At 43.7% G+C, this 26211-nt stretch carries 18 protein-coding genes and 3 pseudogenes; all 21 read right to left on the reverse strand.

The window, feature by feature from the left end; all coding sequences use genetic code 11:
- Window positions 1–487 precede the first annotated feature (487 nt).
- On the reverse strand, window positions 488–790 hold the full coding sequence (locus GC098_RS31745; RefSeq protein ID WP_246359090.1) for a TnsD family Tn7-like transposition protein: 303 nt from the start codon (window positions 788–790) through the stop codon (window positions 488–490).
- Window positions 727–1185, reverse strand: a complete 459-nt coding sequence (locus GC098_RS41860; protein ID WP_171647748.1) for a TnsD family Tn7-like transposition protein — start codon at window positions 1183–1185, stop codon at window positions 727–729. The genes GC098_RS31745 and GC098_RS41860 overlap by 64 nt, the downstream gene beginning before the upstream one ends.
- The gene (locus GC098_RS31755; protein WP_171647750.1) at window positions 1115–1822 is read right to left on the reverse strand and encodes a TniQ family protein; all 708 of its coding nucleotides are present in this window, start codon (window positions 1820–1822) and stop codon (window positions 1115–1117) included. The genes GC098_RS41860 and GC098_RS31755 overlap by 71 nt, the downstream gene beginning before the upstream one ends.
- A gap of 366 nt (window positions 1823–2188) precedes the next feature.
- A pseudogene (locus GC098_RS31760) lies at window positions 2189–2853 on the reverse strand (ABC transporter ATP-binding protein).
- 63 nt (window positions 2854–2916) lie between these two features.
- Window positions 2917–3438: pseudogene (gene sigK / locus GC098_RS31765) on the reverse strand (RNA polymerase sporulation sigma factor SigK); the annotation flags it as partial.
- A gap of 189 nt (window positions 3439–3627) precedes the next feature.
- Window positions 3628–5373 carry a sensor histidine kinase gene (locus GC098_RS31770; protein ID WP_171647752.1) on the reverse strand — a complete coding sequence of 582 codons (1746 nt, stop codon included), beginning with the start codon at window positions 5371–5373 and terminating at the stop codon, window positions 3628–3630.
- A gap of 10 nt (window positions 5374–5383) precedes the next feature.
- Window positions 5384–6958, reverse strand: a complete 1575-nt coding sequence (locus GC098_RS31775; RefSeq protein ID WP_171647754.1) for a response regulator — start codon at window positions 6956–6958, stop codon at window positions 5384–5386.
- 77 nt (window positions 6959–7035) lie between these two features.
- Window positions 7036–8664, reverse strand: a complete 1629-nt coding sequence (locus GC098_RS31780) for an extracellular solute-binding protein (RefSeq protein WP_171647756.1) — start codon at window positions 8662–8664, stop codon at window positions 7036–7038.
- Window positions 8665–8731: 67 nt separating this feature from the next.
- The gene (locus GC098_RS31785; protein WP_171647758.1) at window positions 8732–9625 is read right to left on the reverse strand and encodes a carbohydrate ABC transporter permease; all 894 of its coding nucleotides are present in this window, start codon (window positions 9623–9625) and stop codon (window positions 8732–8734) included.
- Between the two features lie 25 nt (window positions 9626–9650).
- Window positions 9651–10565 (reverse strand): ABC transporter permease, encoded by a 915-nt coding sequence (locus GC098_RS31790; protein ID WP_171647760.1) that lies wholly within the window; start codon window positions 10563–10565, stop codon window positions 9651–9653.
- A 174-nt stretch (window positions 10566–10739) separates the two neighbouring features.
- Window positions 10740–13925 (reverse strand): discoidin domain-containing protein, encoded by a 3186-nt coding sequence (locus GC098_RS31795; protein ID WP_171647762.1) that lies wholly within the window; start codon window positions 13923–13925, stop codon window positions 10740–10742.
- A 130-nt stretch (window positions 13926–14055) separates the two neighbouring features.
- Window positions 14056–16344, reverse strand: coding sequence for a family 43 glycosylhydrolase (locus GC098_RS31800; RefSeq protein ID WP_171647764.1), 2289 nt, complete (start codon window positions 16342–16344; stop codon window positions 14056–14058).
- Window positions 16341–17612, reverse strand: coding sequence for a Gfo/Idh/MocA family protein (locus GC098_RS31805; RefSeq protein ID WP_171647767.1), 1272 nt, complete (start codon window positions 17610–17612; stop codon window positions 16341–16343). The genes GC098_RS31800 and GC098_RS31805 overlap by 4 nt, the downstream gene beginning before the upstream one ends.
- A 150-nt stretch (window positions 17613–17762) precedes the next feature.
- Window positions 17763–18338: a glycosyl hydrolase family 95 catalytic domain-containing protein gene (locus GC098_RS31810; protein WP_171647769.1), complete on the reverse strand. Its 576-nt coding sequence runs from the start codon at window positions 18336–18338 to the stop codon at window positions 17763–17765.
- A complete protein-coding gene (locus tag GC098_RS31815; protein ID WP_171647771.1) occupies window positions 18304–18705 on the reverse strand; it encodes a glycoside hydrolase family 95 protein in 402 nt (133 codons plus the stop codon). The genes GC098_RS31810 and GC098_RS31815 overlap by 35 nt, the downstream gene beginning before the upstream one ends.
- A 137-nt stretch (window positions 18706–18842) precedes the next feature.
- Window positions 18843–19601 carry a sugar phosphate isomerase/epimerase family protein gene (locus tag GC098_RS31820; protein ID WP_171647773.1) on the reverse strand — a complete coding sequence of 253 codons (759 nt, stop codon included), beginning with the start codon at window positions 19599–19601 and terminating at the stop codon, window positions 18843–18845.
- Between the two features lie 156 nt (window positions 19602–19757).
- Complete coding sequence (locus tag GC098_RS31825; protein WP_171647776.1) at window positions 19758–21368, reverse strand: extracellular solute-binding protein; 1611 nt, start codon at window positions 21366–21368, stop codon at window positions 19758–19760.
- 33 nt (window positions 21369–21401) lie between these two features.
- Entirely contained in the window at window positions 21402–22295 is an 894-nt protein-coding gene (locus GC098_RS31830; RefSeq protein WP_171647778.1) for a carbohydrate ABC transporter permease, read from the reverse strand.
- Window positions 22296–22299: 4 nt separating this feature from the next.
- A complete protein-coding gene (locus GC098_RS31835) occupies window positions 22300–23241 on the reverse strand; it encodes an ABC transporter permease (RefSeq protein WP_171647780.1) in 942 nt (313 codons plus the stop codon).
- A gap of 285 nt (window positions 23242–23526) precedes the next feature.
- Window positions 23527–24221 (reverse strand): annotated as a pseudogene (locus GC098_RS31840) (IS6 family transposase).
- Window positions 24222–24346: 125 nt separating this feature from the next.
- A complete protein-coding gene (locus GC098_RS31845; RefSeq protein ID WP_171647782.1) occupies window positions 24347–26113 on the reverse strand; it encodes a glycoside hydrolase family 35 protein in 1767 nt (588 codons plus the stop codon).
- Between the last annotated feature and the right edge of the window lie 98 nt (window positions 26114–26211).

Raw genomic sequence — 26211 nt, forward strand, 5'->3', positions numbered from 1 at the left:
TGCAGCTGCCGCTATTCAACTAAAGTTCCTCGTTAGCTCAATACATCAAGCGATTAGTTCTACCTATTGTTTGAATATCTTAAAAATGATTTATATTTGATGAACATACCGCATCCAAAAAGCTCTTTGGTGCTTCAGAGACTTGGAGTTTAATAAAATCTTCACGAGCACATACTTTTCTAGGATTGGCAAACACACTTCTAAATCATTCTGTCTACTTCCTATTACTGGTTCTGACAATAGACAGAACCCAAAGTCTGAATAAACCTTTATTGCAAGATAACTAGATGGTTGTGTATGGAGATATATTGGGTATTCTGCATTTTTCAGGTCACATCCAAACGTATATTCTCATTAATTTTTATATACTGAACACGTATTAGCTATGCAAGTCCTATAGACAAAAAAATCCCCCATAATCCATCTACGGCCAATGAGGGATTTGCTATCTATAATTTGAAACTGCTATGTCTTGCATATACCCGATTTAATTGCCCATCGATCTACTAGAACGTTGGCTTGATGGTACTACCTCATCTAGCCAATTCCTGTCATTTGCGATTAACCAAACATAGATTTTATTATTTAGTTTACGAATTTTATACCTTGTTTTTCCCTCAATCACAAGCCCTTCTAGTATTGATAATAGTTCCTGACGATAAGCATCTCTTTTAAAGATACCCAGATTTTGCTTCACATGTTTTTTCTCGTCAAGTAATATTTGCGCTATATCTTCAGGAGATTTCGATGCCAATCCACTATTGAGTTCTTTGTGTATAAAAGCATACATTCAGGACATTGAAACTCTGCAGTAAATTTGTTCAATTTTATTTGAGTGTTAGGTTTTCTTGAAATTCTATTAATCGTTTTTTTATTTTTGAATTCACAAACAGAATTAATACATTCCCATGGTCCATTTCCAAATGGAATTCTTGTAGAATACTCGTAGTTATTTTCAAAAAAGCTCTTTGATGAATTACATAAAAACCGCATTAGTAGAATATAAAAAAACATATTTCTTGTAAGATACGGTTTTGAAAACAATAAAAATAATTGGTCTTTTCTTAAGTGCATTTCTATATTGAATTTATCTAAAATAATTCTGGGAGTTACTTTAATAAAATCTAAAATTAATTCTGTCTTGTATATTTCTCCCTTTCTTGAGATATACCCTTTTGATCCCAAAAATTGAAATAAACTTATTGTAAATTAATTCAGAATTTGTAAGGTGATTCAGTAAATATATAATATCTATAATTAAATTTTTTTCAAAATTAATATATTCTAAAGAAAGATCATTTCCTTTAAGACTTTGAATATCAACTTTAGTTATGGAATTTCCTGACTCCACAAGTGGTACAAAATGTTTATAACATAAACTTAGTGAGTTTAACTGGTGCAATCGATGAATGTAATTAACTCCGATATTATCATAGTCTTCTGCATTACACATTAGACAGAACCTGATATTATTTGAAATGAATTTTCTTAATAATGTCGCAACCGGATTTACAGTATAACCATTAAACATATAATTTTTCAATTTTTCAATCTGTGATTTATTTAAAAATGAAATGACTAGTGATACTAAAGTATTCTTATAAGGTAGATTTTCTATTTGCACTTTACGTGCATCATAAACTTTAGAAATAAGCCAATTCAAGTTATTTGGGATTAACCCAATTTTTGCTGAGTTTTTATTAAAAAGCTGATGATTAGTTTTATTTAGTGTTTCATTTGCTGATAGCTTATGATGTCGAGAAATTATACTTCTGTAGTCTTCCTCCGGGTAAATATCAGAAAATAAGTCTATTTTGTCCATTATTGTTTATCCTCCCTCCATCGAATTGTTGGTATTGAGTTCCTAAACACATTGCGTAAAATAATAGTGAATGTTCACAAAAGTGAACATTCACTAACGGACTTTATTTTCCACTAGCGAACTTTATTTTCCTTGATCAGCAGCACTCTATTTTCCCTCATGAGTGTTCGTCCCCATATATTGTATTATACCCTCTATATTTCATTGCTGTGATGAATAAAATTTACTTTAGTAATCAATGATACCAATCATGAAGTTCCCCAAAGTTCAGATATATATAGTTCATTTTCCATTATTAATAAATAAAAAACCCTACGATTTTATATATATCGTAAGGCCGATTTTATCACTAATATTATTCATCATTTAAATTAGCCGCCCATCCCGAAACCGCACAACCCGCTTTGCCTGCTCCGCAACCTGCCGATCATGCGTAATCACAATTATCGTCCTGCCCTGCTCATTCAATCGCCTGAATATATCCATGATCTCCACACCGGTCTTCGAATCCAATGCCCCTGTTGGCTCATCCGCCAAGATGATTGGTGGATCTCCAGCCAACGTGCGCGCAATCGCAACGCGTTGTTGTTGTCCGCCAGATAGTTCTGAAGGAAAGTGTTTCCTGCGATCAAGCAAATCCACGGCTTCCAATGCTTGTAGAACCAGCGGCTCACGTTGTTTTCTCGACAATCCACGATAGATCAACGGTAGATCCACATTCTCATACGCACTTAATCTCGGTAGCAGGTTGAAGCTTTGAAAAACGAACCCGATCTTCCGATTACGAATCTCGGCCAATTGTGAATCCTTTAGCGAGTGAATCTGCTTTCCATCGAGGACATATAACCCTCATCCGAAACGTCCAGACACCCAATAATGTTCATGAGTGTGGACTTACCAGAGCCAGACGGCCCCATAATAGCGACAAATTCGCCTTGTGAGATATCTAACGTAATATCATCTAATGCCCGAATGGTTTCGCCGCCCATATAATAGAATTTACTTACATGTTCAATTTGGATTAAGGTCATTCTCTTCGCCTCCATTTCGTGATCACGTGATCCCAAATAAATGAAGTCTGCGATTCTATTCCCTTACCTTTTCGCCTTATAAAACTCATGATACAGCTTCATCAGCGCCCGCTTCTCAATCCGCGACACGTACGACCGCGAAATCCCCAGCTCCTTCGCGATCTCTCGCTGCGTCCGCTCCTCGCCGCCGAGCTCGAGCCCGAACCGGCCTACGACAACTTCCTTCTCGCGGTCATCCAATATCTCTAAATTTTTATATATCTTTGATTTCTCTATTTTGAGCTGTACCGCATCTACCACATCGTCCGCTTCGCTGCCGAGGATATCGATCAGCGTGATCTCATTACCCTCTTTGTCCGTTCCAATGGGATCATGCAGAGACACATCTTTGCGTGTTTTCTTCAAGGAGCGCAGGTGCATCAGGATCTCATTCTCGATACAACGTGCCGCATATGTCGCCAGCTTCGTGCCTTTGTTCGGCGAAAATGATTCTATGACCTTGATCAATCCGATCGTCCCGATGGAGATCAGATCTTCCAAATCTTCGCCCGTATTATCGAATTTTTTGACGATATAGACACAAAGCAACGTTAAAATCCCTTGCGGAACTGCCGAATGCCTTGGCAGCTAAAATTTAAAGCTCAGTGTAGTTGTGGGTCTCTGCAACTTCTACTTAACCGCTTTAGAACTCAATATCAATTTGAAAACAAGATGAGTAATCCAACATGAGTAGACCGCCGAACGTTTTACGCCCAGCGGCCGAGACCATCTTCCTCACGTATCATATGGCTGACGATATTCCTCTCTGTATACCGGTAAGACGATACGAACTGTCGTACCGATCCCCAGACCGCTGTGCAGCGTGACGCCGAACGATTCTCCGAATTGCAGCTTAATCCGCTCGTTGACGTTCCGAATTCCGTAACCGCTGCGTTGATCTTTATTCGCGAGTATGCGTTGAACGGTTTCCCGGCTCATCCCGATTCCATTATCGATCACTTTGAACACAATATTTCCTTCTTCGAGATACGCGACAATTCGGATATGCAAACGATCCTCTAACATGGCATGCTCGAGCGCGTTTTCAACGAAAGGCTGCAAGATCAACTTCACCGTGTCATACTCCAATACGGAGAAATGAATGTCATAGCTGACATCCAACCGATCGACATGCTTAATCTTTTGAATATCGATATAAGATTGAACCTGGCGGATTTCCTCTCGAATCGGGATGATCGATCTTCCTTGATTCAAGGTCAACCGGTAAAATGTGGCCAGTCCGCTCACCATCCTGTGCAGCTTGTCCGCTTCGCCCAAACGGCCCAACCTGCTGATCGAGGATAATGTATTATAAAGAAAATGCGGTTTGATCTGGGCCTGCAGCGCCTCAAGCTCCGCTTCTTTTTTCTGAAGGTTGCTGACGTATACCTCTTGAATCAGTCCTTCAATATTTTCAGCCATCTCATTGAACGCGCCCGCGATCCGGGCAAACTCGTCCGTGCCGGTAAAACGGATGCGTTTGGAAAAATTGCCTTCTTGAAAGGATTGAAGCGAATGAACAATTCTTCTGATATGCTTGGTGAAATAGGCGGATATGAACGCGCCGATCACCAAAAAGATCGCGAGGCTAAGCAAACATACAAGCAATGTGACGTTTCTAACCTTATTGGCCCCTTTCTCCAGCTCATGGAGCGGGACAAGCGCCATAACCTCCCAATTCAATCCCTCGAGCGGCTCGCGAATTTGCAAATAACGCTCGGGCTGCGTGGTCCAGTCATGGGGCAGAGGATTCTGAATGCTTTGATAAATAGGGGTATTCCGTTCGTCCGTTACGGCTAAGTAGCTCGGGACACCCGTATTGCTGTTGCCGTAGTTCAAGTTTTCAAACAGATCATCCATTTTGACCGTAATGCGCATGAAGCCTATTGGGGAGACTGTATGAAAATCCATCATTTTTCTAAGAAGCGAAACGTTGCCGAATTTGGCGTCCGTATCCACTTGCTCCCACAACGAATCCGTCTTCAAAGCACTGAACATGCGAGTCCAATCGAGGCCTTCGATTCGCTCAAAATGAAACAGCTCGTATTTCTTTCCTGACAACGGGTCTTGTTCAGCGTTACCGAAAAAAATCTCAGGGAGCGTATTGTTATGCAAAAACAAATCCAATGCGATATGGTTCGATGTCAAATTTAAAGCGGCCTCCAATCGCGGAACTACATTGTTGGAGGTTATTTGATAGCTGTCGTAAGGCTCCACCCTTTTAATTAATGCCTGCTGGAGCGATTGATCCAGGTAGACTTGTTTGTCGACACGTTCGACCACTTTCATCTTCTCGAGGATATTGTCGCGAACCTGCTTCAACGTTCCGGTTGCATTTTGAATTGTCTGCTCTTTTACATACTGGACGGATGTCGTATACGCATAATAGCCGATCGAAACGACCGGAATCATCACCAGCAGGAAATAAGAAATCATCAGTTTATATCCAAACGAATTCGTAATATGGGGAAACCATTTCATCCTTTTACACCTAACTTTGCTTGCGATAGTCTATCGGTGCAAGACCGAAGGTCGTCTTAAAATGCCGGCTAAATAAGGTCAGATTCTGGTACCCCACCTGGTTTGCCGCTTCGTATATTTTTAGTTTTGGATCGTGCAAAAGCTCTTTCGCCCTCTCCATCCGTTTCCTAGTCACGAAATCACCAAATGACTCATGCGTTGCCTCTTTAAACACGTAACCCAGATAATTGGGCGAGAAACCGAATTGCTTCGCGACATCTCTCAGCTGCAGCGAATTCTCAAGATGCTCTGCGACATAATGCTCGATTTCGCCGATCAGCTTCCGATTCGGATTTTTCTTTTTTAAATGCAGATGCTCGGAAACTTCAAACAGCCGCCGGCGCAGCCAGTCTTTGATATCGTCGATCGTTTCAAATTCATAAAGCGCATTCAAGCTATTCAGCTCTAAGCTTAGCAAATCATAGAAATTGGCATTAAGCGACCGTAGAAAAAAATCAATTTTAGAAATCACGTACAAAGCAAAGTTATAAACGGTGAGCTTATCCTTTAATCTATGGACCAGATTGAACAGTTGCTCTAAACAATCGTAAATGCCGACAAGCTCGTAATTTGCGGTAGCCGTCAGCATCACTTCCATAATTTGTTCAAGGTCGGATGTCGATTTGACGATCTCCCTCTCCGTACTTTCCAGCGTGATCACTCTGCATTTGCCAAGAAACATTTTGGTGGCGAGCGCATCCCCCGCTTGCCGGTAAGAGCTCGGCATGTCCTGGATGTCCGATACCGGCGAGCCCAGTCCGACCGTAATGGTCTGGCTCGAATGCGTTCGCACATGATCGACCAGAGACTGCATTGATGTTACCGGATCGATATACGCATCGGATAAGACGAGCACAATTTTGTCATCATCCGTATTGCAATAAAACCCAAGCTGATGCATGTGAATAAAATCGGTGACCAAACGAAGAACATGTTCAATTGCGTACGATTTCTGATCGTCGGAAAACTGCTTCAGCTTCCACGCCCGATCGTCGATTTCAATAATACCGACGCTGCCTTGCCCGACCTGCAGGCGAATGCGGCGCCCGTCGTATAGAAAGTCAAGCTTCTTAAAATCGATGGCACCCTTCAACCACTGAAGCAGCATTTCGTTTTGCAGCAGCGGGATCGTCTCCTCGATTTGCGATTCTTTCTTTTGCCGTTCCCGTTCGTAATTTAATTGCTCTTTGACCAGCTGCAGCGTATTGAGCAGTTCCCGATCGTCCACCGGCTTCAGAATATAAGAGCTGGCATTCATCTTAATCGCCTTTTGGGCAAATTGGAATTCGTCGTGTCCGCTTATAAAAATAATTTTCAGCTCGGGTGCTAAACTTCTAGCCTGTTCTGCAAGCTCAAGTCCGGTCATAATCGGCATCTTGATGTCGGTTATCAGGACGTCCACCTTGTGTTCCTGCAGCACTTTCATTGCGGCAAATCCGCTGTTCGCTATCCCGACGATCGTCATGTCCAGCTTCGCCCAAGGCATGAACCGCTGCAGCACTTCCAAGTCTAATTGTTCATCGTCTACCAGTAACACGTTGTACATGATTATCATCCCTATAAATTGAATATGGAGAGTATACTTTAAAAGTATACCCTCCTAAGGTGAGCCGAACAAATTATTTATTTGCCACCAATTTTCTTTAGATTATCCTGCCATTTCTTCTGGACAAAATCGATAACCTTCGGAAAGCCGGCTTTTTTCATATCGTCGTTCGTTTTGGACAAAATCGACAGGACCTCGTCATCGTTCTTCGCATAAATCATTTTAGAGAATCCCTGGTCAAAAATATCTTTCGCGGCCTGCAAGACAATGCCTTCATCGGAATCGCCCTGCGGGTCCGTATTGGCAAAGGCGGTAATATCCATGGACGTTTTCCAGGTAAAGTTCACCTGCTGCGTCGTTGTGAAATCCCTCTGGGCTTCAGGAAGCAGTTTGTCTCTGGCCACCTTGGACATGTCAACCCAGGTAGCGTTGCCAACCATCATATTATCGGAAATGTGCAATTTGTCGAGCTCTGCCTTGTCCATCGCTTTATATTTGTCGTTCGGAACCGGAATGCCGTTCTCATCTTTTTTGTCCCAAAGCAATCCCGGAGGGCCGAACCAAAGGACGGCTTGCCCTTCATCGCTGGTCGCCCAATCGAGGAAAGCGAAAATACGTTCCGGATCTTTTGCTTTCTTTGTGATGACGATTTTGCCGCCGCCTTCTCTCCCCGTATAGTTCGGATAAATTTTGTTTTTATCTAGACCCTCCTTATGCACCGGCCAAATAAATTCGTATCCGCTTTCAGGATCCTGTGCTCTGAGCTTCGAGTTCGGAACGCGGGCCCTGCTGGAAAGATTCGATTCGATCGCGACAGCTACTTTGCCTTGGCTGAGCTTTTCGATCATTTGATCAGTTTTTTGGGTAAAGACGTCCTGCGTCATCAGCTTGTCGCGGAACATCTTGCTGGCGAAGAGCATGAAATCCTTGAAGGCCGGATCTTCCGTAATCGGCTTCAGCGTATTGCCTTCCGAATAGAACATTTTGTTTACAAAGTAGGATGGGCTGCTTTCCTTGAACGCCGAATACATCATTTTAATCGCGCTAGGATTGCCGACTTCAAGCGGGATGACGTTCGGATATTTCTCTTTGACCGTGCGCAAGTAGCTTTCCAAATCCGCTAAAGTGTCAAGTTTCGGAGAACCGAGTTCTTTATACATTTTCCGGTTGACGGCATAGCCGCCATTGCCATTCAAATGATCGCCGCCTACGTACCAATCTGGAATCAGATACAGCTTGCCATCACTCGAGCGGTTGATGTTGATGATTTTATCGCCGGCCGACTTTTTCAGATTCGGGTATTTGTCGAGATATTGATCAAGTGGGACCACTTGGCCTTCGCTGATCAAGCGGTCCAGCTCCGGGCCCGCACCCAGTGCAATTACGTCCGGCAGATCGCCGCTGGCGTACATGGCGTTAAACTTTTGCTTGGCGTTGCCGTTCGTAGGCACGTAGCCCAGCGAAACTTTCTTGTTTTCCTGAATCCATTTGGTTGTGACCGTCTCTCCCCAAGGTGCGGGCTGCCAGTCGTCGTCGAAATTGTAATAGCTAAAGGAAAGCGGCTTATCCATTTCCTTCGTAGGCGAAGCGGTTTCTTTCCCTTCTGCCGGTTTGGCAGCGCCATTGTCGCTCCCGCATCCGGTAAGCAGCGTGCCAAGCACTAGCGCAGCTGCTGCTGAACCAGCGAACCATGTTTTCTTTCTCATGTGACACTATCCCCTTTCGTAATCACTAGTATATGTTAAAGCCGTCACCGGCATCTAACAACAAGCATTATTCTTTCAGCGAACCGACAAGCACACCTTTGACGAAGTACTTTTGCACAAACGGATAGACGAGCATAATCGGGATGGTCGCTACCATCGTCGTGGACATCACGATCGATTTGTGCGTTACGCTCTGCAAGCCGAGCAAAAACTCCTGCTTCGTTGCACTTACTTGAGTAGAAGACTCGACGGCAACAATCGAGCGGATCGTTTGGTTCAAGAGCACCTGGATGGGAAGCAGCTTCTGATTCGTAATATAAATCGAAGCGTCAAACCAGGCGTTCCAATGGCCTACTGCCGTGAACAGCGACAAGGTGGCGATGACAGGCCCGGATACAGGAAGGACGATCCGGAAAAAGATCCCGAGATGATTGCAGCCATCGATCTTGGCCGATTCTTCAAGCCCATCGGGAAGCCCCTGGAAAAACGTGCGGAATATAATCATATTCCAGACGCTGATCATACCAGGTATGACAAGCACCCAAAACGTATTCATCAAATGCAGCTCTTTGATCAACAAGTAGGTCGGAATAAGTCCTCCGCCAAAATACATCGTGATCACGCAAACGATCATGTAAAACTTTTTGCCGATCAAATCCCGTTTGGCCATCGCATAGGCGAACATGGAAGTAAACATGATGGATAGAAAGGTGCCTACAACCGTTCTCGCAACGGTGACAAATAAGGCATGAATCATTCGGTTATCCTTGAAAACGTACCGGTAATTTTCCAGCGTAAATTCCCGCGGCCAAAAGGTGATGCCTCCCGCAGCTGTGTCATTGCCGTCGTTAAATGAAATAACAAGTGAATTCCAGAACGGATACAAGGTTAAGAAAGCGAGAATAGTCAAACTGAAATAAATCACAATATCAATTACATAATCCTCAGTTGAGCGCTTCAAGCTGTCTCCTCCTTTCTGAACGCGCTTACCATAAACTGGTCCTACCCAGCCTTCTGGCTACCCAGTTGGCGATAACGAGCAGTCCGACACTGATGACACCCTTGAAAAATCCGGCGGCCGTCGCATAGGAATAGCGGTAGTTTTCAATCCCTACACGATAAACGTACGTATCGATGATTTCAGATACGGGTCTCAAGACCACGTTCGTTCCCTGATTCGTCAACAGTAAAATTTCTTCAAATCCTGCATTTAAAATTTGACTCACCGACAAAATCAAGAAGATGACAATAACCGGGGAGATCGACGGAATCGTAATCGAAAATAACTTCCTCAACCGTCCGGCGCCGTCGATCGAGGCCGCCTCGTACAAGTGGAGATCGACGCCGGCAATAGCCGCTAAATAGACGATCGCGCCGAACCCGATCTCTTTCCATACGCCTGAAGCAATCAAGATCGTCCAGAAATATTCGGGAATCGACAGCCAGTTAACCGGTTCCTTAATCAAGTCCATCTTTTGCAGCATCATGTTCAAGCTCCCGTTATCGACGGACAGCATCGAAATGACGAATCCCGAGACGATTACCCAGGATATAAAATGCGGCAAATAACTGATCGTTTGAACAATGCGCTTAAACGCGCCATTTTTGATCTCGTTCAGCATTAAAGCGAGAATGATGGGCGCGGGAAAAGCCACAAGCAGCTTAAGCAAACTGATCACTACCGTATTGCGCATAATCACCCAAAATTCAGGAGCATTGAAAAACAACCGGAAATGTTTAAATCCGACCCAATTGCTCCCCAGAAATCCTTTTGCCGGACTGTAGTCCTGAAATGCCGTCAGCACACCCCACATCGGAATATAGGAAAAGAGGACGATCAGGAGAATGGCCGGAATCACCATAATTTGCAAATCCCATTGCTGTAGAAAACGTCTTGCCATCATGCTCACCTCATTATTCCTTCTTGCTGTATCTAATCTAATTCTAGCGGTTATCCAAAATGAATAATACTGCCGCTATCAACAAAACCTGCACTTTATCAACAAAGTTTGTTGCATTATATGCTTGACAGTTTAAAAAATAAAAAGCCTGATTTCTCAGACTTTTTTGAAAAATTACTCTTGGCCATACAAAATCAGTTCAGCCATACCTACTCTATATCCACCGCCGGCCGTTATATTGTTTATCGTTATCCGAACATAATTGATATTCTTATATGGAGTAACAAAAGCTTCCGGTGTGAAGTGTTGCCCCCCTACAAGGTGGTTAATAAGCGCTTTTTGCCATACAACGCCATCGGTTGAAACTTCTAAATCATAGGTGTACCAGTTGCTATCCTTTTCCCAGAAGATACGGCTCCCCGATACCGTTTGAGGCTTCTTGAACTTAACGGTAACGGACTGCGGCAATGCCGTTGATTTTGCGAGCCAGCCGGTTCCTATTGTTGTAATTCCATCCCTCAACTTATCCGTGCCTCGCCCATCTTCACTTTCCGATGATACTTCTATACTTTCAATGGCATCATTATCAATAACATCGCCTGGCTCTTGAACGTTTAAAGGTATAACCTTAAATTCTACTAGGGATTCCCAGTCTCCCTTCGTCATGCTGTCTACCATGGTTAACCTTACATATCTGCCTCGAGTGTTAACCAAAACTGTCTCTTCACTCCCATTAGGAGACGTATGGGCTGATCGATCGATAACCTTAGACCAATTGACTCCATCCTTCGAAATTTCAATGTAATACTTATTTACATTTTTTGATTTTTCCCATTGAATCTGGAAGCCTAATATTGAAAAACTCGCCTCTAAATCAACCATCAACCAAAGGTTTCCTTGCTGCTCGGATGATACAGTAACAGGTTTTCCGGCGGCAATGTTTCGATACAATCCTTCGTCAGATTCCAGCTTCTCAACGCCGCCAACCCATGGAGTGCTGTTTCCATCCGGCACATACTGTCCGAGGTAAGGTAATGTACTTACGCTTTCTACCGCAGAAATCAGGCCATCTGAAGTTGCCGCAATTTGTATAGTCCCGCTTATGTTAGAAGTTCTTACAAATGCGAAGCCTATTCCTCCTTCTACATGCTGTTCTTCAACGCCAATTCTTGGAATATCTTTACCTACAAGCTGCCCTTCACCCGTTACAGAGATTTTGATGGTACGATGATTAGTTGGCACTATGGTTCCGTTTTCATCAACAACCTTGAAATATACAGGAATTAAATCGTAACCATTAGCTACAGGTTCTATACCTCTAAGACGTATTTCAATTTCTATCCGCTTGGTCTGGCCAGGTGTCTTCACAGTGTGGGTTTTTACAACTTTTCCATCCAGAATAGCCTCTGCTCTCAGTTCTCCCGAATCAAACCGGCTCAATTCAAAAGTAAATATCGGGCTGCCGCCTTTTCTTACGATATGAGGAACAGCGCTTGAAGCCTCTTCTCTTGTAATTTCTTTCACCAATTCATTGTTTTGATATAGTTTAACAGCATCACAATTGCTGAATACATTTACAGCAAGGCTGGATGCAGGTGAAAAAGTGCTTGCAATAAATACCACCGGCCCATATACAGGATCTTTCGCAGACTGCATGGACTGAAACCAGTAGTAATTGTATTTTTCATATCTGTCTATATCTACCGTTCCGCTGCCTAATGTCTGAGTCGTTGACCCTCGGGCATAGTCATTCCAACTCCACAGGAAATAACCGCCTATTCGATGATTGGCATCAAGCCCGCCCCAGTCGGAATAACCATCTCCATTCAGGTATCTCTGACGGGTAACAATTTGCGTGTTCATCGCAGCTTCGCCTTGTTGTCTCAAAGCTTTGCTCGGCTCCTCAAAATCTCCCCATTCACGAGTAAAGAACGGTTTATTCGGATCAAAATCCGTCCATTTACTTGGATCCGCATTCCATCCCGTATCAACTACCTTGTAATTAACGTCATAAAATGAACCTTGAAGCCCGTAGTCTGCCGCTGTATACATCTGGTTGCCCGGATATTCCAAATGAGCAATTTGAACGGCTTCTTGCGCCCATTCCGCCGAATACCTCGTTTCATTCAACGATGTTTCCCATAAGACGACTGAAGGCCTGTTTCGATCGCGTCTTATCATTTCGCGTATATCCCTAAATGTTAGATCATAAAATTTAGCGCTTTTTGTAAAGTTTTGCCATCCAGGCTGACACTCAATGACCAACAAACCAATTTCATCGGTTGCATCCAGAAATGAAGGATCATTCGGATAATGAGTAGCGCGTACCGCATTGAATCCATTTTCTTTCATTTGCAATGCATCACGATATTGCATGGAGCCAGGAGCAGCATCCCCGACATTTTGAAAGGCTTGATGGCGATTTGCTCCACGTACGAATATCCTCTGTCCATTGAGATATAGACCATCCGGTTTGTACTGTATAGTTCGGATGCCTACTTTGGTCGTGATTGAATCGACTAAATCGGTTGCGTTATAAACCTCGCTTACCAGAGAATATAAGTACGGAGTATCAGGACTCCACAAATTGGGATTTATTACAGTTAAGTTTTGATTGAATTGGTGATCTCCACTTGCTTCTAATCTTATTGAATCGGTTTCGCCTTGTGCAGCAATAGTTCCGTCCTTATTCACGAGCTTGCTGATTACTTTGGCTTGTACGGAAACATTATTTTTATTCACAACATGAGTTTTCACATGAACCGTTGCTCTTAAATTTGTTACGTCAGGGTAGGTTGCAAATATACCGCCGCTAGCTGTTTGATCGGTCTGTAAGGCATCGGAAATGTGCAAATGGTTCGTCATTCTCATTTTTACATTCCGATATACGCCGCCAAAGTAATGGAAGTCAAGATTCGCAAGAGGTTTTCCCGGCGGCGTATCGGGACTGTCATAGCTGTATACCTTTACCGCCAAAACATTGCTCTCGCCATACTTCACCTTACTTGTTATATCTGTTGAAAAACCTACATATCCGCCATTGCGAGTGTAAATCTTCTCTCCGTTCAAGTAAACTTCACTATCCGTCATGACACCATCAAAATCAATATTGATCGTTTTTCCTCTGTACTGCTCATCAACCGTGAAATAACGTCTGTACCAGCCGATCCCTTGATAAACAGAGTCCCCTCCATTTGCATGTTTTTTTTCAAGTCTCATGGTATGCGGAAGTGTAATCTGGGCAAAAGCGCTATCGTTGAAGGCAACTGCTTCTGCGCCTTCCAGATCGCCTCGATAAAATCCCCAATCATTGTTAAAGTTCAATATGTTTCTTTCATCTGTCCCATTCATTTTCTTCATAGGATAGAAACCTCATTTGCTTAAAGTTTTTATATCAATATTATAATGAAACATCCCCGATTTTTTCAGGGGTAGCTAGCTAAAATGGAGCAGCTGCCGTGGCAACTGCTCCCCCTGTGAAAAAGATCATCTATAACACTTTAACTTCATTGCTCCATTCACTATAGCCTGCAAAATTGCCAGCTCTTACTTTTACAGTATGGCTAGAGTGCGGTTCCAGACCTGTTTGCGTGAATTCGCTAGTCACATTGCTTATGACTTTGTCATCAAACATAATGTCGTATTGCAGTGCTCCAGGCGAATCGTCCCACTTCATATTGACAATGGATTTGTTATTACGCACAACCGTCAATTTTTCCGGAATAGGCGGTATTTGAGGAAATTCTCCAGAACCGAACATGAACCAGTTCAGTTTGCACATATTTTGACTCGCGCCATGAAACACAAGAAATAACTTTTGCTTTCCAGTCACTTTTTTTGCAAGGTCACTCTTCACATTTACATACTGATTTATATCGCCTGTATTTGGAATAGAAAGTGTGCTTATCAAATCGCCGCCCATGTGATCGATTCTTACCTCAATCGTACCCCCGGTGAATGAACTTGCTACTCTTGCATGAAACCAGGCAGCATCGCCGCCGCCAAAATCGACTTGATCATATTGCAGCCAATCTCCGTCTTTTAGATTCGATATGCATAGATCGTATTCACGGTTTGGATCAGCATATATCCATTCGGTTTTTGGGTTTATTTGGAGCTCCTTATCTGAAACAAACTTTTGATCATCGTAGCGCGCAGCATCGATTCTCTTATTTATTCCAAACAGATTGCCTTGATTTTCTGTCGTTGTCAGTTCAAAGGAATCTGCATCTACATACCCGCCAAGCTTCATTGATGCATAGTTGAAAATGCCAAATCTCATTCCAACATAGGTTCCATAGCGCATCTCGTATCTTCCGCCAAGACGTGTAAAAAGGATGCCGTCTACACTATAGGAAAACTCCATTCGATATTCATGTCGTGGAATCTCGGCTCTGAACCATACGTTTTGAATATCTGAAGATACATCAACAGATACATGTTCGGTCTTATTATCATTAATGACAATGGATTTATGACCCGCTTCATTTTTTATCCCGATAAAGGTAAATTCTCTTTGCATGATACATAGACCTGCCGTATCGCCATCGGCCATATGACTCACATCTAACTTCACAGTCCCTGCACAATCCGGACCAACAACCCGCTGTGTAAGCGTATTTCTTGCATAGGTCAAGTTGTCTGTTACGCTTGATGTTTTAAGTCTCATAAATCCTGGTCTTTCTTCAAGACTCCATTTGCTGTTATCTGGATTGTGATTCCATTGCCACTGTAGCCCTAACACAGTCGCATTAAAATCATCCGAAGTTGGAAGTGCCTTCGGTTCAACATGTCCTAAATTCGGGATGTTAGGCTTTCTATACGTAACGACAGCTTTTTCTCCGTCGACCTCCCCCATGTACGGCCAACCGTTCTTCCATGTTACCGGCTGCAAAGTAGGCACCCTGCCAAGCTTCGACCGATCTTGGAAAATGATCGCCCACCATTCTAATGAACCATCCTCTTGAGGAACATCGACAATCCCTCCTTGATGAATGCCATTGCCCCAGAAATTCATAAAGCTTGCCATAATATCCTGGGCTTCATAAGGTCCATGGGCTAAATCCTTGGTTCGAATGGCAACTTCTTTTTTGGAGCCATGCTTCCAAATCGGCGTCGTTAAAATATAGTAAAAGCCATTGATTTTATATACATGAGAACCCTCATTATACCCATGGTAACGATGACCGGGACATGGATAAGAGTAAATCTTCTTGCCGTTTTTTGTGGCGCCAGGTTCTCTCTTGGATCGGATCGATAATCGGCCTGTCTCTTCATCTACGATCTCTAACTCGCTTAAATAGAGTTCTCCTTGTCCATGCACAACATAAACTTTACCATCATCGTCAAAAAATAAACCCGGATCATAAAGCTCGTCTTCAAGTTTATAGAGTGTCCAAGGTCCCTTAGCTTGATCTGCAATACTTACATAGGCAGCATCTTTATTGATATTAAACATAAGATAAAATTTTCCGTTATGATACCTTAAACTCGTTGCCCATGTACCCTCATCATAAACTTCGCCATTGATAAGGTCGTATTGATCACCTTCCATCCGATCGACAGCATAACTTTCATATTCCCAATTCACCAAGTCCTTAGAGCTCATAATAGGAGTACTTGGAAATAAATGCATACTCGTTGAAGACATATAGTACGTATCGCCAACTCTTATCACATCATTATCCGGATAGTCTCCCCACATAATTGGATTTGTATAGGTGCCGTTTCCATTGTCAGCAAGCCATCCATTTGCAGTTTCTGTAATATTTCTTCTCATTGCTCATAGACCTCTGTGTTCATGATGCTTTTATAAAATTCGTCCAGCTCTACCGACTTGCCATTATGAAGTCTCGAATGCTCGGCAGCAAAGGCCATCATATGGCTTCTTACGGAAGCGGAGGCCGAGGTAAGGCTTTCTCCGCCTGCAAAGTTTCGGATCTCGCTTAAGAAACTCCGTACAATGCCGCTGTCCCCTCCGCCGTGACCGCTTGCTTGCTCCGGAATTTCAATGACGGTTTCCTCATGGGTCAAGAAATCGCGCACCACGATTTTACTGTCCTCAGCTCGGATTTCGCCACCCGTTCCCATGATTTGAATTCTCCGCTCCTGGTGCCTTGTAAAGCCGCACATGCTGAACATGGCGGTAGCGCCGTTCGCAAATTCCATATTGACCACTTGATGATCGACCACGTTATTATCGCTTTTATAAACACAGCGCCCGTAGTTTGTCTCTTGAAGACCCTTGACGATATTTTCTTTGGTCAGCTCATCGACGAAGTGGCGCGCCCAGCCCTTGCCTTCCCCGAGATAAAACCGGGGAGCGGAATATGTGCATTTAGACTCGACAGCGCATCCACTGAGACAATAGTCGGCAGCTCCCTCGGGCGCATTCTCCGAACGGAAATGCATCAGTGAACCGTATGAGCTGACGCGCATGCACGGCTGATCCATCAGCCAGGATAAAACGTCCATATCGTGGCACGATTTGGCCAATATCATCGGACTCGACGTCTCCGAGTTGTTCCAATTGCCTCGAACAAAGCTATGGGCGATATGCCAATACCCTACATTTTCGTTTAATTGGATCGACACAACTTGTCCTATTTTGCCATCGGAAATAACTCGTTTTATTGCAGACCAGAAAGGCGTATAGCGAAGCACATGGCAAATCGTTAACAGACGTTCGTTTTCCTTTGCCACTAGCTCCATTTCGATACACTCCATCGGAGATGGCGACATCGGCTTCTCCAGCAAAACATGATATTTTTTCGCCAATGCCTGTATAGTCGGTTTGTAATGCATCTGGTCCTGTGTGCAAATGACTGCGATATCGGCCATTTGCGGTCGATCCAACAGCTGCTCCCAAGATTCAAAGCAACAATCAGACGGTATATGATGTTGCTCTGCGAATTTATTTCTTCGGCTTTCACTGGCTTCGGCAACGGCGACAAATTTCAGTTCATGCGGATAATCAAGTGCATAAGGTGCGTAACTTTGAGCGCCTCTGGCGCCTGCGCCGATCAATATAGCGGTTAATTGAGTCATTTTCATCTATCTCCTTTATGTGTCAAAGCGTATCGGAAATCTCCATTTCAAAACTGCTTTTCGGCAAGCAGCCCTCCTACAAATTGTATTAAAGGAGGGGGAGATAGTTCTAGTTATCAAACCAACGAAAAGTGTACAATATCAACGAATTTATAAAGATTTCGAAAAGTTCAACTGAAATAGTAAAGAAACCGAATACTTTTTTCTAACTTCAAAAGTAAGATATCCTTCAACCGGCTCGACCAACAGGTCTTCTTTTCCTGCCTCACGAACAACAACCGCTTTTTCGGACCTCAAAATAAACATGTTGTCGATGATACATGAGACATCCAGTCTACTTGCTTGCTGACGCTCCCAGGAAAGCGATATTTCGAAGCCACCACGAACGCGTATGCCGGATAGCGTCCCGCTCTGCCATGCTGAAGGAAGGGCAGGCAATAATTCGACATAGCCTTTGTGGGATTGAACGAGCATCTCCGCTATGCCTGCCGAATAGCCGAAATTGCCGTCGATTTGAAATGGAGGATGGGCTCCCAGCAGATTCGGAAAAACGCCTCCGTTTGAACCGAATACTCCCGAACGCTCTCTTACGACATTAAAAAACCAGCGAAGAAGCTCCTTGCACCGCTCCCCGTCTTTCAAACGCGCCCACAGACAGACCTTCCATCCGAGGCTCCACCCCGATCCCGCATCACCACGCCGTTGGACCTGACCAATGGTATACAATCGATGAGATCGCTTCCTCGATGTTTAACATCCGCTCGTAACGCCGGCAGTCATTTCCTTGAAAGTGATGAATCATCAAATCGCCGAGAGGCATATATCCTTGCGCATAGGGGCCGAACATGTTTTTCGTTTCGTCGGTTGCCTCGCCATATTTCTGCTCGTCGATGAGCTGCCTCACCTTACGCAGCGACTCTTTGTCATCATAAGACCGGTCCCGATTCGGGGGACCGGACCATAAAGTATCCTCGTTCAACTGGAACAGCTCTCGCTCGACGCCGCCATAATGCATGGCTCCTATTCTTCCGTTGCCGAGCGGCAGCGCCTCCGCCCACTGCACCGCAGCCTTTCGATAAGTTAAACGTTTCATATGACAGCCTCCTTCGAGCCTGGTTGTGTTGGGTTGACCGGAATGAATGAAAAGATTAGCCCCTCACCTCGTTTGAGGCTCGGGGCTCTCCTATAAACCGCGGTTTATGTTACGCGCATTTAGCTGGAAACAAGGCTTTACAGCTTTTCAACCATGGCGTTCAAGTTTTCCAGGCTGGTTGCCAGGCAATCCAGTGGATCTCTCTGGCACTGATCCTGTTCAACAGCATACCACTCGATTCCGTTTTGCTCGCCCCATCGAAGAATCGGGATAAAATCAATTTGGCCGGTACCCACCTCTACGGTCGACTGCTTACCATCATCCGACATATCTTTCAGATGAATGATTGGCATCCGGTTCGCATAAGGCTGGATGAAAGACAGGGGATCACGACCTCCCCGTTTCACCCAATAAACATCAATCTCTGCGAATACACGATTACCCGGTACAGGTTCAAGGATATATTCCAGGGCCGATTCCCCGTCTATCATGGTATTGAATTCAAAAGCATGATTGTGATAGCTGATGCGGTATCCTTTGCTTTCCAGCATCCTAGCAATGTTATTCAAATCGCTTCTTAGCTGCCTATAGCCCTGCTCATGCTGTTGATCCGCTGGGAAATAAGGGACGACGATATCCTTCGTGCCGAACAGGTCAGCCCTTTTGACAACTTCATCCAGCTGGTTTTTCAGCTCCGCAAGTCCGACGTGTATTCCGGCCGTTAACAGTCCGGTTTCTTGAAGAACTTTTGCTATATCAGCTGGATTGTTCCCAAAAAGTCCGGATATTTGTACGGCCTGCCACCCCATCTCCCGTACTTTACGCAGCGTCCCGAAATAATCTTTCTCTAGCTCATCTCGCAATGTAAATAATTGAGCCGCAAATTTCGACCTCATTGCCTGTTAACCCTCCTTTGTACATCCACATCATCATAATCGGGAATCCCCACGGCTACTTTTGACCCTTCTGTTCCTTTAATTAACATACTTTCCTCCAATTGAACGTAAGAGCGTGAAAACATCACGCTCCTACGTTCAACAAAGTTATATCCGTTATTTATTAAAAGTCTCGTCATAGGCTTTATTGAGCAGCTCCAGAGCTCGGTCAGAGCCAAGCTTTTTAACCTGTGGAATAACTTTTGAATCCCAGGTATCAATGCTTTGCTTACCGATAATCACATTTACCGAAGCTTCCTCTACGTAGGTATCAATAGCAGTTTTGAGGTCGTTATATTCTTTTTTCGCTTTAGCATCGCTAAATTTTGCATCAAAGGATGCCTTGCCAAAGGCTTTGTTTTCTTGCAAAAATGATACCGATTTTTTCATGGCAGCTCCATTTAACTCATAAGTATTGATAGCCGCTTGATTTACAACACTGAAAAGGTTTTGTTCGTTTAGCCCCGAACCCTTGATGGTACCATTTGGAGTAGCAGGAGTTTGAAAATCCTTTAAAAATTTCACAACATCATTGGAAGTCTTTTGATAAGATTCGCCTTCGATACCAAATTGCATGGCATTGATGCCTTGTGGGCTGTACATCCAGTTTAGGAAATTAACCAATTCATCTTTGTATTTAGATTGATTTGAAATCACTTTGTAACTTCCGAAATAGCCGCTTATAACACCGGTACCCATTCTATTATTGTTGTAAGCCGGTTGAAGCATCGCCGTAAATTCAAAGCCCTGTGGAATTTTGCTTCCCATTTGTTGAACAATCTCGTCGCCAACTTGCGGGTAGTCAATGGTCACAAAGCCTTTGTTTGTGGCTAAGAGTTCATTCCATTCATCATCTGTAATCGTAGCAAAGTTTGGATTCAGCAAGCCTTCGGAATACAATTTATTCAAGTAAACCAACGTATCCTTGTAGGCTTGGCTTTCTGGACCGTATCCATATTTGTGCTTAGCATCGTCAAGATAGAAAGTGTTAGACGATCCTCTATAGTAAGCTTGGTTGATAAGTAGGTGAGACGCCCCCCATCTTACGAAATATGGGTAAGAATCCGGGTAAAGTTTCTTCAGTTGAACTAAGGTCTTGTATAAATCGTCGAACGATTCGAACTTCGTGGATAGGTTGTTTTTTGCAAAAATATCCGTTCTGCCGAGCATCACTTCGTCGGCACGAGCTGGCACATCATACATTCTTGGGGCGCCATAATATTTGCCGTCAGGCGAACGAGTTAGTTTCGTAGCAGGCGGATATTTTTCCAACATTGCTTTGTAAGCATCAAGCTTCCCCGCTTTCGTATAAGGCGTTAAATCTAAGAATGCTCCTTGTGGACCATAACGGTCCGCATTATCGGCTGAAAGCGTAATCAAATCCGGTAGTGATCCAGATGCTAACAAGGTATTCAATTTTTGTGTATAGTCTGCACGGGCTACGACTGTGGGTTTTATTTTAATATTTGTATACTTTTGAATGGTCTTAAAAATTTCTTCGTCACCCGTGTATGTGTTAGGAGATGTAAGAAACCAGGTAACTTCAATTGGTTTTGCGCTAATTTTTTCTGGTGCGATGGCATATGGGTCTGCTGATGTCTGTGGTTTAACAGAAGCCGCAGAGGTTGATGCCGGTTCTGTATTTTTGGGAGATTCGCTTGAATTGCCACTGCACCCTGCAACAAACAAAATAGAAGTAATTACAGATAAGACCAATAATTTTTTCATGATAAATCTCTCCTTTTCAATAAATCTTATTGATCATCCTTTTATTGAGCCAACCATAGTACCCTTGACAAAGTACTTTTGTATAAAAGGATAAATACACATAACAGGAAGGGTAGTGATGATAATGGATGCCATTTTTAAAGATTCCGTAGCCGAGTGAGTTAATTCAGCATAAGCGCCTTTTTCGCTTGGATCGAAGGTTGCAGCTACCAAAATACTTCTTAAAATCATCTGCAAAGGATACTTCATGGTGTCATTTAAATAAAGCAGCGCATTGAAATACCCATTCCAAATGCCAACAGCTGTAAATAAGCCGATAGTTGCCATGATGGGCTTGGAAAGCGGCAGAATGATTTTTACTAATATTTGAAGATCAGTGGCCCCATCAATGTATGCGGATTCAGTTAGGCTTTCCGGTATATTCCTAAAGAAGGTTCTCATGAGGATAATGTTCCATGCGGACAACGCCCCCGGAAGAACCATAACCCAAATGGTGTCTATCATATGCAGGGACTTATAAGCCAAATAGGTTGGAATCATTCCGCCCTCAAAAAACATGGTTATAATGTACACCTTGGAGATAAATGAACGCATTTGAAACTTATCTTTGGAAAGCGGATATGCGGTTAGGGCTGTGAAAAATAAGGTAAAGAACGTTCCCAGGACCGTATACAAAATCGTGTTTTTATATGCCGTGAAAAAAATAGGATGGTTGATCATGATCTTGAATGAACCTAGGTCAAAACCTTTAGGATAAAAAGTAACTTTCCCCGCAATGACTTCTGCTGGATCGCTAATAGACACAGACACAGCGTACGCAAAGGGATAGAGCATAACCAGTACAACAATAGCCAATATGATGTACACAACGGAAAGAAAGACCCGATCTCCTATTGGTGCTTTGATTTTGTAAGAATTCTTTTTCATGACATCACCATAAACTTTCTTTTAGGAGTCTTCTGGAAACATAGTTTGCTCCTAATAAAAAAACAATGGAAACCAAACTGTTAAACAACCCAATAGCACTTGAAAATCCATAATCTTGGTCCAATATACCTTTACGGTAAACATAGGTAGAAATAACATCGGCAACATCATAAGTGGCAGGGCTGTACATTAACAGAATTTTATCGAATCCGACGCTGATAATACCGCCAATGGATAAAATAAACAATGTAATGATGGTAGGGCGGATGCTGGGCAAGGTGATGTGAATAATCTGTTTTAACTTAGAACAGCCATCGATCTTGGCCGCATCATACATTTCTGCGTCAATCCCTACAATGGCCGCCAAGTAGAGGATGCTGGAATAGCCAACTCCATGCCAAATACCTGAGCCAACATACAAGCTTCTAAAGAAACCGGATTCGTTAAAAAATTGGATCGGGACAACACCGAAATTCGCTAACAAGTCATTTACAATACCAGTACTACCAAAAATGGATTTCATAATGCCCACAATGACAACAACCGAAATAAAATAAGGTAAATACGTAGCGGTTTGAACAAATTTCTTAATTTTAGGATGTACCACTTCGTTAATCAACAAAGCCAGAATAATAGGTGCGGGAAAAGACCACAGCAAGTTAACAAGGCCAAGAACAAATGTGTTTTTAATAATTCTAAAAAAGTTTGGATCATTAAAAAAACGGATAAAGTTATCAAATCCAATCCATTCAGAGCCACTGATCCCTAAAAACAAACTGTAATTTTGAAAAGCAGTTACGATACCGACCATGGGATAATAAGCAAACAAAGCAATCATGATTAACCCTGGCAACGACATTAGCAAAATAAAGCGATTACATTTCCAATCATAATTAAACTTAGAAACGATTGAGGTTTTAGATATTTTTTTGATATTCGCCGACAAGAGCTCCCTCTTTTCCTTATTTTGTTTACGCGCAATTTCGAAACAGCTTTTCGGCAAGCAGCCGATATATAAATCGTAATATAGGAGTGGGAGATATTCCTAGTTATCAAACCAACGAAAAGTGTACTATATCAACGAACTTGTACCGCACACGAAAAAAGCAGGAGTGTCACTAAGGACAACCCCTACTTCTTCAGACCCTCGAAACAAAGCTACTTTATCACTGTAAAGGGTTGTGGGCAAGAATATAAAATGGATAGCAAATACCCAGAAATTGTGATTTAACTATGCCACTATACCAAATATTTTATTGAGCCATTCAACAGCAGATAGGACAGACGAATTATTTTCCGCCTGCCCTTTACTAATCATATGCATGGCCTCGATTCCCTTCAACGTCTGTTCTGCAGTGTTAAACGTTTTGAATCCAAGCATTGCTTTCGTGATTTTCTTTATGAATCGATGATCTTGTTCCACAATGTTGTTTAAATACTTTGTCTTTCTAACCAAAGTTTCTTTTGGCATGGCTTTTTCATTTTTTAATTCTTGTATGGCTGGTGGATATGCCGGTTTTTTATCCAAAGTGATCACACGTGGTAATTGGTTATGTGGTGAAGTAAATGCTTTTGTAAAGAAACGCTTAGCTGCTGGCATATCTCGATTTTCAGATAACATAAAATCAATCGTTTTCCCCATAGAATCAACCGCTCTATATAAATACTTCCATTGACCTTTGACTTTAATGTACGTTTCGTCCGTTCTGTACGAATCATTTTTGGGTTTTAAATAGGGGCGGATTCGTTTGTCTATTTCGGGCCCAAACTCATGGACCCATCTCATGATTGTCGTATGGGAAATCTCTAATCCCATTCTACGATGTCTCGATAGCTTAAACTATATTTTAAATACCATCGTACTGTTAGTAAAATGATTGCTGATTCATACTGCTTCCATTTAAATAAATCCAAGTTGGTTTCCATACTAAGTTGCTCCCATCCCATGACTTTATAATCAGTTACGTTATCATGAATTAGAGGTTTGCACCACAACCGAAAAAAGGACAGACGAGTCATGATCGCTCGTACTGTCCTTTCGGTTCAGCCGGTTATCCTAAATCCGGCTTGTCGGTCAACTCGATGACCGCATTTTCCGTATGATGCAATTCCAGAATGACGATTTCGTTCTTTCCTTCGCGAAGCAGAGGCGCCGGCAAGTATAAGGTCTTCTGAGGTCCTTGTTCCCAATAACGCCCCAGGTTGAAGCCGTTGATCCAGACTACGCCCTTCGACCAGCCGTCCAATCGAACGAATGTATCGCCCAAAGAATCCGCCGTAAACTCGCCGCGGTAAAATGCCGGACGGTCTTGTCTTGGATTGCTCTCCGGGATGCGCCCGAATGGAACCGAAGCCGTATTGTCAAGAGGAAGCGGATAGATGGTCCAGTCGAACAAAAACTGGTTACTCATCCGAACCCCTTCAGTGATGCCTTTAAAATCTTTCAATCGAGGCCCGTAGTTGACGCGGCCCATGTTCTCGACGACGATGTCGAGCCTTGCCCCACCGGCCGGAATTTCAAGCGGCAGCGGCTGTTGGTTCCAACGCTCAACAGTGCCTTGATAGACGCCGTCCAGGAATATTTGCGCACGGTCGTGAACATCCTGCAAATGCAGCTGATCGCCGGTACGCGGTCCGGAAACATGCGTCGAATAGACGATAAAGCCGTAGCTTTGTCCGAACTTTTCCATCGGCTCCGGACAGACGCTTTTCACAGGCTCGGAAAGCTGCTGCAAATGATCGAGCAGGTCCGCTTTTTCGCTCATGGCAACGCGGCCGTAGCTCTTCTTGGCAATCGGCGCAGGCAGGTCCGGGAATTCACTCACATCTGTGCCCAGATAGTTCCCAATGACGTTCCGTACAGCGCGGTATTTCTCCGTTACATCGCCGCATTCGGACAGCGGAGAATCATAGTCGTAGCTGGTGATCGTCGCCCCATAATCAACATCATTGCTACAGTTAGCTCCATTGTAGAATCCGAAGTTCGTCCCGCCGTGGAACATGTAAAAGTTAACGGACGCTCCCGCCCGCAGCATGCGGTCGAATACGTCGGCGACATCGCCCGCATCGCGCGTATGATGCGGCTTCAGCCAGTGGTCGAACCAGCCGTTCCAATACTCCATACATACGAGCGGCTCATCGGTACGATACTCGCGGAACTTCTCGAACGCTTCTTCCTGTCTTGAACCGAAATTGACCGTTCCAAGCGTATCCGGGAGCGTTCCCCCTTGCAGCATAAAGTCTCCGGGACCATCGGAAGTAAACAGCAGCACATCCACGCCACGATTTACAAGGCCGTCGCGCAAATGGGCTAAGTAGTTCTTGTCATTGCCATAGCTGCCATACTCGTTCTCGATTTGCATGGCGATGATCGGCCCGCCGTTCGTGCTGAGCAGCGGAGTGAAGCGAGGGATCAAAGCGTCATAATAACGGTCTACTTTTTCCAGATACGTGTTGTCCATGCAGCGAAGCCGGATGTCCGGGTATTGCAGCAGCCACGCCGGAAACCCGCCGAACTCCCACTCTGCACAAATGTAAGGGCTCGGACGCACGATCACATGCAGCCCAATATCCCCGGCCAGCTTGATAAAACGTTCCACGTCCGCAATACCTTCAAAGTTGAATTCATTCTCCTTAGGCTCATGCAAATTCCAGGCTACGTAGGTTTCTACCGTATTGAACCCGCAAGCCTTCAGTTTAAGCAACCGGTCTTCCCAATACTCGGGCACGACCCGAAAATAATGTATAGCCCCGGATATGATTTGAAAAGGCTTTCCGTCTAAATGAAACTGCTTGTTTTCGGCTTGTAAAATGGCCATGCTAATCCCTCCGGCATAAGAATGCTAGTAATTAATCTTGTCTATTCCTATCATCGCTGAAAATAGACCGGAACTTCAATCTCCAAAACGAGTATTTT

This window comes from Paenibacillus phytorum (assembly GCF_013141715.1).
GTDB classification, from domain to species: Bacteria; Bacillota; Bacilli; order Paenibacillales; family NBRC-103111; genus Paenibacillus_E; species Paenibacillus_E phytorum.